General features: G+C 70.5%; 13 protein-coding genes and 1 pseudogene. 9 read left to right on the top strand and 5 right to left on the bottom strand.

Going from position 1 to position 15,011, the window contains the following annotated elements; translation table 11 throughout:
- Positions 1-8 precede the first annotated feature (8 nt).
- Positions 9-890: a serine/threonine-protein kinase gene (locus ACH01S_RS16095; RefSeq protein WP_169809278.1), complete on the top strand. Its 882-nt coding sequence runs from the start codon at positions 9-11 to the stop codon at positions 888-890.
- Positions 891-894: 4 nt separating this feature from the next.
- Here the strand turns inward: ACH01S_RS16095 and ACH01S_RS16090 are convergent, their stop codons facing one another.
- Complete coding sequence (locus tag ACH01S_RS16090) at positions 895-1,557, bottom strand: thiaminase II/PqqC family protein (RefSeq protein WP_067891824.1); 663 nt, start codon at positions 1,555-1,557, stop codon at positions 895-897.
- A gap of 128 nt (positions 1,558-1,685) precedes the next feature.
- Between ACH01S_RS16090 and ACH01S_RS16085 the strand changes: the two genes are divergently transcribed.
- From ACH01S_RS16085 to ACH01S_RS16075, 3 genes are all read left to right on the top strand, one after another.
- Positions 1,686-2,969, top strand: coding sequence for a citrate synthase (locus tag ACH01S_RS16085; protein ID WP_067891822.1), 1,284 nt, complete (start codon positions 1,686-1,688; stop codon positions 2,967-2,969).
- A gap of 151 nt (positions 2,970-3,120) precedes the next feature.
- Entirely contained in the window at positions 3,121-4,344 is a 1,224-nt protein-coding gene (locus ACH01S_RS16080; RefSeq protein WP_067891820.1) for a cytochrome P450, read from the top strand.
- A 130-nt stretch (positions 4,345-4,474) separates the two neighbouring features.
- Positions 4,475-5,377 carry a hypothetical protein gene (locus ACH01S_RS16075; protein WP_067891814.1) on the top strand — a complete coding sequence of 301 codons (903 nt, stop codon included), beginning with the start codon at positions 4,475-4,477 and terminating at the stop codon, positions 5,375-5,377.
- Positions 5,378-5,418: 41 nt separating this feature from the next.
- Here ACH01S_RS16075 and ACH01S_RS16070 read toward each other — a convergent pair whose 3' ends face one another.
- Entirely contained in the window at positions 5,419-6,126 is a 708-nt protein-coding gene (locus tag ACH01S_RS16070) for a TetR/AcrR family transcriptional regulator (RefSeq protein WP_067891811.1), read from the bottom strand.
- An 83-nt stretch (positions 6,127-6,209) separates the two neighbouring features.
- Here ACH01S_RS16070 and ACH01S_RS16065 point away from each other — a divergent pair, with 83 nt between their 5' ends.
- On the top strand, positions 6,210-7,115 hold the full coding sequence (locus tag ACH01S_RS16065) for a TIGR03620 family F420-dependent LLM class oxidoreductase (RefSeq protein ID WP_067891808.1): 906 nt from the start codon (positions 6,210-6,212) through the stop codon (positions 7,113-7,115).
- A gap of 917 nt (positions 7,116-8,032) precedes the next feature.
- Here the strand turns inward: ACH01S_RS16065 and ACH01S_RS16060 are convergent.
- Together ACH01S_RS16060 and ACH01S_RS16055 are read right to left on the bottom strand one after the other, a co-directional pair.
- Positions 8,033-8,716 carry a response regulator transcription factor gene (locus ACH01S_RS16060; protein ID WP_174564883.1) on the bottom strand — a complete coding sequence of 228 codons (684 nt, stop codon included), beginning with the start codon at positions 8,714-8,716 and terminating at the stop codon, positions 8,033-8,035.
- An 8-nt stretch (positions 8,717-8,724) separates the two neighbouring features.
- Positions 8,725-9,855, bottom strand: coding sequence for a sensor histidine kinase (locus ACH01S_RS16055; RefSeq protein WP_174564882.1), 1,131 nt, complete (start codon positions 9,853-9,855; stop codon positions 8,725-8,727).
- A 143-nt stretch (positions 9,856-9,998) separates the two neighbouring features.
- On the opposite strand from ACH01S_RS16055, the pseudogene ACH01S_RS45985 reads away from it, so the two are divergent.
- From ACH01S_RS45985 to ACH01S_RS16040, 3 genes and pseudogenes are all read left to right on the top strand, one after another.
- A pseudogene (locus ACH01S_RS45985) lies at positions 9,999-10,928 on the top strand (ABC transporter ATP-binding protein); the annotation flags it as partial.
- A 356-nt stretch (positions 10,929-11,284) separates the two neighbouring features.
- On the top strand, positions 11,285-12,061 hold the full coding sequence (locus ACH01S_RS16045; RefSeq protein WP_067891807.1) for an ABC transporter permease: 777 nt from the start codon (positions 11,285-11,287) through the stop codon (positions 12,059-12,061).
- Positions 12,058-12,855 carry an ABC transporter permease gene (locus ACH01S_RS16040; protein ID WP_067891806.1) on the top strand — a complete coding sequence of 266 codons (798 nt, stop codon included), beginning with the start codon at positions 12,058-12,060 and terminating at the stop codon, positions 12,853-12,855. The genes ACH01S_RS16045 and ACH01S_RS16040 overlap by 4 nt, the downstream gene beginning before the upstream one ends.
- A 340-nt stretch (positions 12,856-13,195) precedes the next feature.
- Here the strand turns inward: ACH01S_RS16040 and ACH01S_RS16035 are convergent, their stop codons facing one another.
- Positions 13,196-13,504, bottom strand: a complete 309-nt coding sequence (locus ACH01S_RS16035) for a hypothetical protein (protein WP_067891803.1) — start codon at positions 13,502-13,504, stop codon at positions 13,196-13,198.
- A gap of 627 nt (positions 13,505-14,131) precedes the next feature.
- Here ACH01S_RS16035 and ACH01S_RS16030 point away from each other — a divergent pair.
- Positions 14,132-14,998, top strand: a complete 867-nt coding sequence (locus ACH01S_RS16030) for a Sco1979 family transcriptional regulator (RefSeq protein ID WP_067891989.1) — start codon at positions 14,132-14,134, stop codon at positions 14,996-14,998.
- Positions 14,999-15,011: the final 13 nt, after the last annotated feature.

The raw sequence follows: 15,011 nt of genomic DNA, 5'->3' as shown, positions 1-15,011 counted from the left end.
TTCCGCAGATGATCGGCCCGTACCGCGTGGTCGCACGGCTCGGTTCCGGAGGGATGGGCGAGGTCTTCCTGGGAGCGTCTCCCAGCAGACGCCTTGTGGCCGTGAAGGTCATTCGTCCGGAACTACTGGACGACCCCAGGTGGCGTGCCAGATTCCGCCGCGAGGTCACCTCCGCCCAGTCGGTCAGTGGTTTCTACACGGCGCCCGTGGTCGACGCCGACCCGGACGCGGACCAGCCCTGGCTGGCCACGCAGTACATCCGTGGTGTGAGCCTCTCCAAGGTGGTCCGGGAAAAGGGGCCGCTGCGCGAACAGACCGCGTGCCGACTGGGCGCGGGACTAGCGGAGGCCCTGCTGGCGATCCATCGCGCGGGGATCGTGCACAGGGATTTGAAGCCGTCGAACGTCCTGCTGGCCTCCGACGGGCCGCGGGTCATCGACTTCGGCATCGCGCGGCCGCTGAACGCGCTGCCCCTGTCACGCACGGAGATTCTCGGGACTCCCGCCTACATGTCGCCGGAGCAGGCCCTAGGTGAACCCGTCCGATCGGAAAGCGACGTCTTCTCCCTTGGCGCGACCCTCGTTTTCGCAACGACCGGCGCGGCGCCCTTCGGGACGGACCATAAGGTGCGCGCACGAATCGTCCACGGCGCACCGGACCTCACCAGGTTGCCGGATCCCATGCGCGGGCTGGTGACGCGCTGCCTAGTGAAGGATCCCGCTGAACGTCCGTCCCCTGAGCAGGTGCTGGTGGCGCTCTCCACGCTGTTGGACGCCCACTATGGCGAGGAGTGGCCGCCCGTCGATGTGGAGCAATTGATCGGCGTCCAGGAGAGGACCCTGGTCGAAGTCACCGCGGAGTTGCCGACGCTACGCGAGCCTCCGCAGTGATGGGCTAAGGGAGTCCTTCGGCTAGGGCGTCCCAGAAGGCGGTCTCGTATGCGTGCAGCAGGCGGGCCGCGCGGGCGGCCTCCTCTGGGTCGTCGCCAGCCGCGAGACCGGATTCGATGACGCTCAGCGCCTGTTCCTCGAAACCTGGCGGCGACTCCGAGAAGAACGTGAAGAAGCCCACGGCCTTCTCATCGAGACCGTAGTTGGCGCGGAGGGCCCGTGCTGTACGGGAGCAGTACGACCCCCACTCTTCGAGGTTGGCCAGCATGGCGAGGGCGACTTCACTGCTGGTTCCGAACACAGCCCTCTGAGCGAGGTAGGCCGGGTATGCCTGGGCGAGCGGTTTCGGCTCGTATGCCCTGAGATTCTTCTCACTCTCGCCGAGTGCGGCCGCGAAGTCATCGAGGAGCTTCGACGCCTGCCCTTCGCCCTGGGCGAGCCCGAGGAAGAACTCCCCCGCCGGCTCTTCGGGAAAGCGCGCGGCCAGGAGCGCGAAACTCCGCCTGTCGCTGCCGACGATGCGGTACTCCTCGCAGGCCAGCCAGGCAAGGCGTTCTCTCGGGATCTCGCCCGATTCGAGCAGGTCGACGAAGCGGTTCGCGGTCGTCAAGAGGGCGAGTTCCCCGCGGACACGTGCGGCGAGTTCCGCGGCGCAGGGATGGGTCATGACTCCACCGGAGCACCCGCGCCGCCCGTCGTCAACGAGGCAGGCCCAGATCGGCGTCTGTGATCACGTGGATACGATGATGAGCGGAACGTCTATGCAGGTGTGGACCCAGTTGGGAGTGAGCGAGTATGTCGGATTTCGAGCTCGGCCACGCGGGCGGCCGGATGCCCCTGGAAGTGACCGAGTCGACCGAGGGTCCCTCGGGTCTGGTCGTCGGCAGCCTCCTCAAAGAGACAGGTCACGTCACGCTCGATCCCGGTTTCACCAACACCGCGTCCACCACGTCGGCCATCACCTACATCGACGGTGAGGCGGGCATCCTGCGCTACCGGGGTTATCCGATCGAGGAGCTGGCGGAGAAATCGTCCTTCCTCGAAGTCGCCTACCTCCTGATATACGGCGAGCTTCCGTCGTCCGACCAGCTCTCCGAGTTCACGGGCAGCATCCGCAACCACACTCTGCTGGACGAGAAGTTCCGCGCGTTCTTCTCCGCCTTCCCGCGTAGGGCGCACCCCATGGCGGTGTTGTCGTCCGCGGTCAGTGCGCTGTCGACGTTCTACCAGGACAGCCTCGACCCATTCGATCCGGAACAGGTCGACCAGTCCAGCATCCGGCTCATCGCCAAGCTCCCGACCCTCGCGGCGTACGCGTACAAGACGTCCAACGGCCAGCCTCTGCTCTACCCGGACAACTCTCTCGGGTACGTGGAGAACTTCCTGCGCATGACGTTCGGTCTCCCGACGCAGCCGTACGAGATCGACCCGGAGATCGTGCGCGTCCTGGACATGCTGTTCGTCCTGCATGCCGACCACGAGCAAAACTGTTCCACCTCGACCGTCCGGCTGGTGGGGTCCAGCCAGGCGAACCTGTTCTCGTCGGTGTCCGCAGGGGTGGACGCTCTGTTCGGCCCTCTGCACGGGGGCGCCAACCAGGCCGTGCTGGAGATGCTGGAGCGCATCCACGAGAACGGCGACAACATCGACTCGTTCGTCGAACGCGTCAAGAACAAGGAGCCCGGCGTCAAGCTGATGGGCTTCGGGCACCGCGTCTACCGCAACTACGACCCGCGCGCGGCGGTCGTGAAAAAGGCGACGGGCAAGGTCCTGGACGCGCTCGGCATGTCGGACCCGCTGCTGGACCTGGCCATGCGCCTGGAAGAGGTCGCCCTGAGCGACGACTACTTCATCGAGCGCAAGCTCTACCCGAACGTCGACTTCTACACCGGCGTCATCTACAAGGCGATGGGCTTCCCCACCAACATGTTCACCGTCCTGTTCGCCCTGGGGCGGCTCCCGGGGTGGATCGCGCAGTGGCGGGAGATGATGAACGACTCGTCCACCAAAATCGGGCGTCCGCGTCAGGTCTACGTGGGCCCGGTCGAGCGCCACTATGTGGAGCCCGCCGCGCGCTGACGGGTTTTCTCCTTTCGGCGGCTGGGGCGAAGCCGAATAGCACGCTGGTTAGAGCGGGCGGGTCTCGGTACCCGCCCGCTCTTGATCGCGTTCCGTGGACGGCGGAGTTAGCCTGAGGACGGCGACTCCCAACGGAAAGCGGCTCCCACACATGCCCTCCCTTGTAGAGCAGAAGCTGTCGGACCTCGATTTCTGGGCGAAATCACAAGCCGAGCGGGACGAGTTGTTCGCGTCGCTCCGGGCCACACAGGAGCGCGTCTTCTGCCCCGTCCCAGACGAACCCGGCTTTTACGCCCTGACCCGGTACGAGCAGGTAGCCGAGGCCAGCCGCAATCCGGGCGTGTTCAGTTCCGAGCCCACCGCCGTCAGCCTGATCGACCCGTCCACGCAGATGGCCGAGTACAGCGGCTCCATGATCAGCATGGACGATCCGCGGCACGCGCGGCTGCGGCGAGTCGTCTCCCGTTCCTTCACCCCGCGTCTGATCGAGCGGGTCACCGGGGACGTCGCGTCCTTGGCACGCCACATCGTGGAGGATCTCGCCGAGCGGGGTCCGTGCGACTTCGTGGAGCACGTCGCCACGCCGATGCCCCTTCAGATCATCTGCTCCATGATGGGCATTCCCGATTCCGAGTTCGACGACGTCATTGACGCCACCAACCTCATCCTCGCCGTCGGCGACCCGGACCACCTCGACGCGGACGGCAAGGACCGGGCGACGAGCCTCGCCGAGAAGTTCTCCTTCCTGCACGAGCTCATGGCCGACCTCGGCAGGCTGCGTCGCAAGCAGCCGGCCGACGACCTCGTCACCGCGCTGACCCACGCGAACGTGGAAGGCGAGGCCCTCGACGACCGGGACCTGGGGCGGTTCTTCTCCCTCCTCGTCATCGCCGGCAACGAGACCACTCGCAATGCGCTCTCGCACGCGCTCGTCCTGCTCACCGACCATCCCGCACAGCGGGAGCTGCTCCTGGCGGACATGGACGCACGGCTGCCCGGCGCCGTCGAGGAGATCGTCCGCTATGCCACGCCGGTGACCTGGATGCGCCGAACCCTGACCCGCGACTACGAACTGCAGGGCCAGATGTACCGGGCGGGTGATCGCGTGATTTTGTACTACAACTCGGCCAACCGGGACGAGAACGTCTTCAAGGACCCGTACGTGTTCGACATCACGCGCTCCCCCAACCCACATCTCGCTTTCGGAGCACCAGGGCCGCATTTCTGCCTCGGCGCACACCTCGCACGCCGCGAGGTGACAGTCCTGTTGCGTGAGCTGTACGCTCGTCTGCCGAATCTTCACGCCACGGACGCACCGGTCAGGCAACGCACCAGCTTCATCCATGGCATCCGGTCGTTGCCCTGCGCATTCTAATTACCGCAAGCCCGACATTAGCCACCATTTCTCGGGCGGTTATCCACAGGTGGCGATTGTGTGGCCGCCGCGGGCGGCGCTCCTCGATGCTTGTCGGCACCTGCCGGTTCAAGGCCCGAGGAGGCCCGCCATGCCCGTCACCATCACGGTTCCCGAGGAGACGACCACCGGCTTCGTCGTCGCCGCCGACCGGGACCTCGACGACCTGCGCACCGCGATCCGGCGCCGGCTTCCCGCACCGTTCGCCGAGGCGGTCTCGCTGCGCCTCGGCACTCCCGGCCTCGTCGTGGCCAGCCACCGCGCCGCCGACTCACCGTGGAGCCTCGACGACGTGTCCGCCGAGGAGGACGATGACGCGGAGCGGGCCCAGGCGGCCACGCGGCACATCGGCGTGACGTCCGTCCTGCCGGTCGGCGACCTTCCGTCCGGGCCGCACCTCGCCCGTGCCACGGCGACGGCGATCGCCGAATCGGTGTGCGGCGTCCTGGTCGACCTCGGCCCCACCGAGGTGGTGCCCATCACCCCTTTCGGGCGCTTCGACGAGTTCGTTCTGGCAGACAACTGGATCGGCGCCTCGTTACCGCCCTACCGCGACTCCGGCAGGTGCACCGCCGACGAGGACGACATCGACGGCTGCGCCTGCGTCGACCTGGCCAGCCGCGGCCTGCACCGGTTCGGCCTGCCCGAGCTGGAGATCACGGGAGCGGCCTGCCCGCACGGCATCGCCGCGCTCAACCTCGTCCGGACGACCGCGCAGCGGCTGCTGCCCCTGGCCCGGCATCCGGGCGTGCACACCCTCCCGGACGAGCTGATCCTCACGAGCCTGGACTTCGCCGCGTACTGGGGAAGTCCCGACCCGGTCTGGGACGACGGGCCCGTCCTGGTACGCCTGACGGAACCCGCGCCGGGGCGGCTGGGCATCGGCCCGCCCGCGGACTTCTCCGGCACCCTCAACGAGTGGCTCTGGGACGAGGTCCCGCCGATCCTGCACGAAGTCCTCACCCACGACCCCGACCAGCCCTTCCCCTCCTGACTCGCCCACCACCCGAGGAAGGACGGCTGGTTGAGGTCGGGTCAGGTGCGGGATGTGCGGCGACGGTGGGCCTTCTGGCGGCAGGAGGGGCTGCAGTAGCGGGGCGGGCGGCCGGTGGAGGCGCGGGTGATGGGGGTCTGACAGATCTCGCAGCTGGTTTCGTTACGAGGTGTTGCCATGGTTTCGTTTTGTTTCGTTACGGGCCGCAGGGCATCGAAGGCCAGGGAGGTCATGCGGCCGGGCGGAGCGTCCTGGCGGCGCAGGCGCTCCATGAGCATGGTGCCGACCATGAGGGTTCGCACATCGCGGACGTTGACGTCGGTGCGTACTGCTCCGGCTTCCTGGGCGCGGCGCAGCAGGACGTCCAGGGCCTCGGTGAACTTCTGGTCCAGGCCGTCCACGTTGAAGGTGCCGATGTCGGCCGCGAGGGCGTCGCAGAGGGCGTGGTTGAACATCGCGCGCTCGACGGCCCACTGTAGGAAGCCGTGGAAGGCGTCCGCGGGGTCGTCCGCGTCGGCCAGGGCTTGGGCCTCGTCCACCATCTGGGCGATGCGCTCGGTGATGACGGCGTGGAAGAGGGCTTCCTTGGTCGGGAAGTTGCGGTAGACCGTGCCGGCGCCGACTCCGGCGCGGCGGGCTATGTCGTCCAGCGGGACGAGGCGTCCGTCGGCGGCGAACGCCTCGAACGCGGCCTGGAGGATCCGCTCGCGGTTGCGGCGCGCGTCGGCACGCCGCGGCTGTCCGCTCATCGGGCCTCCTCGGGTTGACAAACGGGGCGATCGTTCCGGTAGCGTCGCTAAGCGGGTTGTTCGTTCCGAGTATAGGAGGACCGATGGCGGTCACGGCGGTTGACGAGATGCGGCGCAGGCTGGGCAGGGTCGGCGCAGCGCTCACCACACCGATCGCGCCGGCGGCGGAGTGGCGGCACGCCGCCCGCCGGGTGGAGGACGCCGGTTACGGGTCGATCTGGGTGAACGAGGCGATCGGGGGGCGTGAGGTGTTCACCCAGCTGAGCGTGATGCTGGCGGCGACCGACCGCGTCGTACTCGGATCGTCCATCGCGAATCTGTGGGCGCGGCATCCCGCCGCCATGCAGGGCGCCGCCTCCGTGCTGGCCGACGCCTATCCGGGACGGCTCGCGCTGGGAATCGGCGTCAGCATGGGGGCGCTGGTCGAGCAGAGCGGGCAGGAATGGACGAGCCCGCTCAACCGAATGCGTGAATACCTCGACGGAATGGACGCTTCGGTCGACGCCGCGCCCGTTCCGGAAACTCCGTTCCCGAGGCTCCTGGCGGCGCTCGGGCCGAAGATGCAGGGCCTTGCCAGAGACCGCGCGGACGGCGCGCTGCCCGCCGCCATGCCGGTCGAGCACACCAGGCAGGCGCGGGAAAGGCTCGGTGATGACAAACTGCTGATCGTTCTCCAGGGGGCGATTCTCGAGACGGATCCGGAAAAGGCGCGCGGGGCGGCGCGGCAGACGCGGATGCTCGAAATGCCGGGCTCGCCGTACACTCGCGCGCTCAAGGGCCTCGGCTATTCGGATGAGGCGCTGGCGGGTGGCGGCTCGGACGAGGTCGTCGACGCCTGCTACGGCTGGGGCGACGAGTCCGCGATCGCCAAGCGAATCCAGGACCATTTGGACGCCGGGGCCGACCACGTGTGCCTCAGCGTCTTCGCACCCGACCTGGCCTCGTCCGCCGACCAATTCGAGCGCCTCGCCCCCGCCGTCCTTTCATAGACCGAATCCCACAACCCTTTACCAGTCACCCGTCCTTCAATTCAACCGTCCTTCAATCTCAGAACTCTGCGGGAGCCGCCCTTCCTTCATGATCCCGCCATCCTTTTTCCGTGACCCGAGCCGATATTCATTGACAAGGCCTTTCAGAAGGGTACTGAGGGAACAACCAGCAACGAGATAATCACCGACCCGTCGGCCGACGGATATCCGTTCATAGTGCCGAGAGGCCGATCCTTGTCAGGGTCGATCCCTTCGCTGCCCTTTTATGGATCGCGCTCCGGCCGTCCTTTCATGGTTCGCGGTCCGGCCGCCCTTCCAGAGGCCGTCGCCCTTCCAGAGGCCGTCGTCCTCTCAGTGGCCACGTACCTTCAACGCCCCGCCGTTCCCCCAGCGCCCGCCGATCCCTAAGGAGCCGCCGTCCTCTCAGCGCCCCATCGTTCCTCCAGGGCCCACCCTTCCCAGTGCCCGCCGTCCTTCCAGTGGCCATTGTTTCTTCAGGAGCCGCTGTTCCCCAGCACCCGCCGTTCCCTGCGGGCCGTCGTTCTCCAGGGGGCCGCCGAGCCTTCGCGGCCTGCGCTCGCTTCCTTGGCCCGCCGTCCTCACTCATGGTTTGGAGGCTCGTCCCCAATCTTGGTCCAGCTCAGGCTGTCCCTAATGGGCCGCCGTCCCCCTAAGGGTCCGGGCCTCGCTGTCTCCTCATGAGGTCAGGTTCTCACCCAACCTTTCCCGGAGGCCGCGCCTTCACCAGCGCCCCTTATGAAGCGGACCCGCTGCTCATCCTTGGAGGAGACCCGGCCGCTCGTTCGTGGGGCGGCCCCGATCGCTCATCGTGGGCGGCCCGGCTGCTCGTCGGGGGCGGGGCTGGTTGGTCGTTCGTGGGGCGTGGGCCTGTTGCTCTTTCGCCGCGCAGGGGGTGGTTAGCGCTTGGAAGTTGGATCAGGGGGGCACTGGGGGTGGATCAGGCGGGATTCGTAGGCGGCTATCACCAGTTGGGCGCGGTCGCGGGCCTGGAGTTTGGACAGGAGGTGGCCGATGTGCGTCTTCACGGTCGCCGGGCTCAAGTGCAGATGTGCGGCGAGTTCGCTGTTGGACAGGCCGCGCGCGATGAGCGTGAGGACTTCGCGTTCGCGGTCCGTCAGGGCGTCGAGGGCGGGCGGCGCGTCCGGCGACGGGCCGGGACGTCGCACGAACTCGGCGATCAGCCGCCGGGTCACCGACGGCGCGAGCAGCGACTCGCCGGAGGCGACGACGCGGACGGCGGAGAGGAGGTCGGCGGGCGGGGTGTCCTTGAGGAGGAAGCCGCTGGCCCCGGCGCGGAGCGCGGAGTAGACGTAGGCGTCCAGGTCGAAGGTGGTGAGGATCAGGACACGGACGCCGGGCACGTCGGAGCAGATGCGCCGGGTCGCCTCGATGCCGTCCATCTCGGGCATGCGGACGTCCATGAGGACGACGTCGGGCCGTTCGCGTTCGGCGAGCCGGACGGCCTCGGCCCCGGTCCCGGCCTCGCCGACGGTGCGCAGCCCGGGCGCGGTGTCGAGGAGGACGCGGAAGCTGCCCCGGACGAGTGCCTGGTCGTCGGCGACGAGCACGCGCAGATCCACGGGGCTCCCTAGGGCTCGTAGGCGAAGGCGGCGGACACGGCGAAGCCTCCTTCGGGACGCGGCCCGGCGGTGAAGTCGCCGCCGTACATCATGACGCGCTCGCGCATCCCGATGAGCCCGTGCCCGTCCCCGCCGGGGAGGACGCGGACGCCCGGCCCGTCGTCGGTCACGTCGATCCGCACCCGCGGCCCGTCCACCCGGACGCGGACGCAGCAGCGGGCGGGAGCGGCGTGCTTGACGACGTTGGTGACCGCCTCCTGCACGATCCGGTAGGCGGACAGTTCGACGCCTTCGGGGAGGTCGGCTGCGTCCACCTCCAGGTCGACGTGCACACCGGCCATCGCGGCGCGCTCGGCGAGGCCGGGCAGTCCGGACAGGCCCGGGGACGGCGCGAGGTCGGCCTCGCCGGTCCGGAGGACGCCGAGCAGGTGGCGCATCTCGGCGAGGGACGCGCGGCTCGTCGTCTCGATCACGCGGAGGGCGTCGACGGCCTCCGCCGGGCGGGCCTCCGCGACGTGCACCGCGACACCGGCCTTGACCGCGATGAGGCTCATGCTGTGCGCGACGACGTCGTGGAGTTCGCGGGCGATGCGGAGCCGTTCGTCCGAGACGGCCTGGTCGGCGAGCTGGCGGGCGGACCGCGCGGTCTGCGCGCGGCGCTCGCGGACGACCCGGCCGAGCGTCCAGGACGCGCCGAGCACCGCGAACCCCATCAGCACCCGCCCGGCGGTCTCGGCGTGCCAGTCGGCGGGCCCGGCGATCGCCCCGGCGAAGATGAGGACGGCGCTGACGAACCCGATGAGCGGCGTCGGGATCCAGCGCCGCCGACGGCGGGTGAGCGCGACCGGGTAGAGGGCGAACGCGGCGGCGGCGTAGGAGTCCCACGGCAGGTCGAGCGGCAACGACGCGGACGAGGCGGCCAGCACGACGGCGAACACCGGGACGGGCCACACCCGCCGCGCCGCGAGCGGCAGCCCGGTCGCCGCCGCGACGGGAACGGCGAGGAGCGCCGTGACGCCCGTCTCGCCCGGCAGGACCAGCAGCGCGAAGGTGTACAGGACGGCGGCGAGGGCGTCCAGGCTGATCAGCCGGCGCTCGCTCAGCCGCCGGAAAAAGGAATGTGGGTCGGGTTCGTCCACGTCACGACGTTATCCGGACGCCCGGAAGCACCGCCTCATACCAGGGTCCGAGGCGCACGGGACGGTCTCGGAGCACGGTCCGACGGACGGGCCCGCCCTCGATCCGATGTGCGGAGGAGGCGTCCCGTACGAGGGTCGAGCGCATGATCGAAGTACGCGAGCTGACCAAGCGCTACGGCGCGACGACGGCGGTGGACCGGCTGTCCTTCGCCGTCAGGCCCGGGACGGTGACCGGCTTCCTCGGTCCGAACGGCGCGGGGAAGTCGACGACGATGCGCGTCCTGCTCGGGCTGGACGCGGCGACGTCCGGCGAGGCGCTGGTGAACGGCGGCCGGTACGCGGCGCTGCGGCGGCCGATGCGGCAGGTCGGCGCGCTGCTGGACGCGGGCGCCGTACACGGCGGGCGCCGGGCGTTCGACCATCTCGGCTGGCTGGCGCGCAGCAACGGGATCCCGGCGCGGCGGGTGACGGAGGTCCTCGAACAGGTGGGTCTAGCTGGCGTGGCGCGCAAGCGGGTCGCCGGGTTCTCGCTCGGCATGCGGCAGCGGCTCGGGATCGCGGCGACCCTGCTCGGCGACCCCGGCGTGCTCATGTTCGACGAGCCGGTGAACGGCCTGGACCCGGACGGCGTCCGCTGGATCCGGGAGCTGATGCGGGCGCTCGCCGCCGAGGGCCGGACCGTGCTGATCTCCAGCCATCTGATGAGCGAGATGGAGCTGACCGCCGACCGGCTGATCGTCATCGGCCGCGGACGGCTGATCGCCGACACGTCCGTGCGCGAACTGGCGGAGCGGTTCGGGCGCGGGGTGCTCGTCCGGACGCCGCGTCCGGCGGAGCTGACCGAGGTACTGGAGGCGGCGGGCGGCCGCGTCGAACCCGCCCCCGGCGGCCCGGCCGGGGACGGCGGCAGGCTGACGGTCGGCGGGCTGGACGTCGCCGCCATCGGCGACATGGCCGCCGCGAAGGGCATCCCGCTGCACGAGGTGACGCCGCACAGCGCCTCGCTGGAAGAGGCGTACATGGCGCTCACCTCCGGCACCACCGAGTTCACCACCGAGCCCGCCACCCAGCCCGCCACCGCCGCCGAGCCCGCCACCCAGCCCGCCACCGCCGCCGAGCCCGACGCCCAGCCCGCCGACGCCGCCGCCGCTGAGTCCGACGCCAATGCCGACGACAACGCCGACTTCGCCGCCCAGTCCGCTTTCGCCGCCGCCGAGTCCACCACCAACGCCGACGCCGCCGACGCCGAGTCCGATGCCAACGCCGCCGAGTTCGCCGCCGAGCCCGCTGCCACCGAGCCCGCTGCCACCGACGCCGCTGACACCAAGGCCGCTGCTACCAAGGCCGACGCCGAGCCCACCGACGAGCCCACCGACGAGCCCGCCGACGCCGAAGAAGGAAGCAGCGCTGAGGCTGCGGGGAGGGTGTCGTGATCGATGCGTTCGCGGCGGAGTGGTACAAGCTCCGCACGGTCCGCTCGACCGGGGCCGTGTTCGGCGCGGTCGGGGCGTTCATGCTGCTCTGCGTCCTGTACTCGTGGTACGTGGGCCACTACTGGGACGGCCTGTCGGCGGCCGAGCGGGCGAGGATGGAGGCGTCTCCCCCGGACCAGTTGCTGGCCGTCACGCTGCCGGTGTGCGCGATCGTGCTGGGAGCCCTGACGCTGACGTCGGAGTACGCGTCCGGCATGCACCGGACGACCCTCACCGCGCTGCCGCGTCGGCTGACGCTGTTCACCGCGAAGGCGGGGGTGGCCGGGGGCGCCATGCTCGTGGCGGCGCTGGCGAGCCTCGCCGCCGGGTTTCTCGGCGGGAAGGCGGTCGTGGGCGACCGGGCGGTGCCCACATTCCATGGTCCGGCAGGCGCGACGGCGGCGCATCTGCTGTGGGTGGGGCTGGCGGCAGCGGCCCTGACGCTGATCACGTACGCGGTCGGCGCGGTGCTCCGGTCGACCGCGGCGACGATCACGTCCATGCTGGGGCTGCTGATCGTGGTTCCCGTCCTCACGCGGCTGCTGCCGTCGCCGTGGGACGACCGGGCCTGGTCGCTGCTGCCGGAGGCGCTGCCCGGCCAGATCGCGGCGGCGCCCGGGACGTCCGGCGGCACCGGCGTCCTGCCGGGACCGGTCGCGGCCGTGCTGATGGCGGTGTACGTGGCGGTCGCGCTGGCGGTCGGCGCGTTCTCGTTCGTCCGCAGGGACGCGTGAGCGGGCGGCGCGGGGCGGCGGACGCGGTCGCCGCCGAATGGTGGAAGCTGCGTTCGGTCCGGTCGACGTACTGGGTGCTGACGGCGACGGCGCTGATGCTCGGGCTCGTCCTGCTGCTCGGCGTCCAGGTGGCGCAGGCATGGGACGGCATGTCCGCCGCTGATCGGGCGAAGTTCGAGCTGCGTCCACTGCAGGAGATCGGGCCGTGGGCGGCGGGGCTGTGCGTCGGCGTCCTCGGCGTGCTCGCGATCACGTCCGAGTACCGGACGGGCATGATCCGTACGACGTTCACGGCGGTGCCGCGGCGCGGCGTGCTCCTCGCCGCCAAAGCCGCTGTCGTCGGGGCGGTCGCGCTGGTCGCGGGCGAGGCGGTGACCCTCGGCTCGCTCGTCGGGACGCGGCTCGTCGTCCGCGACCGGCGGTTCGCGGACCAGGGCGCGTCCCTCGCGCACGAGCTGCCCGGCTTCGCCGTCGTCGGCGCGACCCCGGCGGTGTACGCGCTGCTCGGCCTCGCGCTCGGCGCGCTGCTGCGCTCGGCGGCGGGCTCGATCGTCTCGCTGGTGTTCGCCTGGCACGTCCTGCCGCTGCTGGTGTTCCACCTGCCGGGGCCGTGGGACGAGCGGCTCGGCTCGGTGATGATCGGCGGCCTGCCCGCCCAGATCGCCGGACGCGACGCGGACGACTCCATCTACGGCGACCTGCTACCGCCGGGCGCGGCGGCGGCGCTGCTCGTGGCGTACGCGGTCGTGCCGCTCGTCCTGGCGTCCGCCGCCCTCCGCCACCGCGACACCTGAGCCCACACCGCGACACCTCAACCCGCACCACGACACCCCAACCCGCACCACGACACCTGAGCCCCGCAGCGACACCCCAACCCGCACCACGACGCCTAAGCCCGCAGCGACACCTAAGCCCGGCACCGCGACGCCTAGCCCGCACCACGACGCCCAAGCCCGCAGCGACACTTGAGCCCGCACCGCGACGCCTGGCCCGCACCACGACGCCTGGCCCGCACCACGACGGCTGAGCCCGCAGCGACGTTTAAGCCTGCGCCGCGGCGCCCGGGCAGAGGTGGGGGAAAAGACGGCGGCGCCCCGGGAGCGGGGCGCCGCCGTTGGGGCGTGTCGGGTCGGGTCAGCCGGTGCGCAGGGCGGACGTCCGCAGCGCCAGGCGTTCGCGGAGCATGTCGATGGCCTCGTCGATGCGCCGGGCGGCGGCCTGGGCGCGGACGCGGCGGCCGTCGAGGTCGACGACGGCCTGGGCGAGCGCCGGGCGCGGCAGCGACGGGTCGGCCACGACGCTGAGCGTGACCTTGACGGACGTGACGTGGTGCGCTCCGGCGAGCGCGTCGCGGACAGCGCGCTCGGCCGCCCCGCGCTCGTGCGCCGTGACGTCCCCCGAGGTGAGGAACCGGATCTCCGGTCGCTCTCGGGTCGCGTTCATGATCCCCCCAGTGCTGTTCGCTTCGTTGCGTGAGCGGCGGCGGCCTGTTCGCCGATCGCCCCTCCGCCTTATCAACGCCGCGCGCGTCCCGAACATCACCCCGCTCCGACGAGAGCTTCGTCACGAAGATCCCGGCCGCCCCGGCGGCGCCGAACCGCGAATTCACCGGAATGCCCAGTGGCCGTCATTCGCGGGCCATACCGACCGGCGGGAATGTTCCGTCCGATTGGCCGCGCCCGCGCGGCGGAACCGTCCCCAATTGGCGCGCCAACGGCGGGGCGGCCGGGCCCGGAATTGGTCGGGCGCGGCACTCACGCACCGTGATCGGACCACGCTGCGGAGCCATTGCGCCACTGACAGCACTGGTCACCGGGCGTCTTTTCGGTCCCGGCGCCGCCCGGCGGCCGGGCACGACCCGCGATCGCCACGCGAACCTCACCCGGCAGACCCGCGCCGGATGTTTTCAAGCGGAAGCATTTTCCGCGCTTCCCAACAACGGTGTGGGATCCTCTAACATGGGTCGGTGCCTCTCCGTCCTACGAGCAGACCCTTCGACTGGCTGGTGACCCCTTGGCCCAGGATTCAGCTGCCCCGACACCTCCGTCCGAAGGTGATCCAGCCGGACGGCTGATCGATTATCCGCGGCGCGGTGGTCCGACCGTCCTGCGCATTCTGCTCGGCGCCCAGTTGCGCCGGCTGCGCGAGGCGCGCGGAATCTCCACCGAGCAGGCCGGCTACGAGATCCGCGGCTCGCACTCCAAGATCAGCCGGATGGAGCTCGGCCGGGTCGGCTTCAAGGAGCGCGACGTCTCCGACCTCCTCACGCTGTACGGGGTGTCCGACCCCGCCGAGCGGGCGCCGCTGCTGCAGCTCGCGAAGGAGGCCAACACCCCCGGCTGGTGGCACCGGTACGGCGACGTGCTGCCGAGCTGGTTCGAGGTGTACCTCGGCCTGGAGGAGGCGGCCTCCCTGCTGCGGACCTACGAGCTGCAGTTCGTCCCCGGGCTGCTCCAGACCGAGGACTACGCCCGCGCCGTCGTCCGCCTGGGCTTCCCCGACGCCTCCGAGGAGGAGGTCGAGCGGCGCGTCCTGCTCCGCCGCACCCGGCAGGAGCGGTTCACCTCCCCCGGCGCGCCGACGCTGTGGGCCGTCGTGGACGAGGCCGTCATCCGCCGCCCCCTCGGCGGGCGGGCCGTGCTGCGCCGCCAGATCGAGCACCTCATCGAGGTGTCGGAGCTTCCCAACGTGACCCTGCAGATCGTGCCGTTCGGCGCGGGCGGGCACGCCGCGGCGGGCGGGCCGTTCACGATCCTGCGCTTCGCCGAGCCGGGCCTTTCCGACGTCGTCTACCTGGAGCAGCTCACCAGCGCGCTCTACCTCGACAAGCCGACGGACGTCGACACCTACATGCGCGCCATGAACAACCTGTGCGTCACGGCGGCGCGACCCGACGCCACCGCCGACCACCTCACCCGCGCCCTGCGCGACCTCTGACCCCTCCGCCGTC

Origin of the sequence: Actinomadura chibensis NBRC 106107 (assembly GCF_001552135.1) — a bacterium.
GTDB classification, from domain to species: domain Bacteria; phylum Actinomycetota; class Actinomycetes; order Streptosporangiales; family Streptosporangiaceae; genus Spirillospora; species Spirillospora chibensis.
Note: the sequence above shows the minus strand (reverse complement) of the source record. Positions and strands in the feature narration are given on the sequence as shown.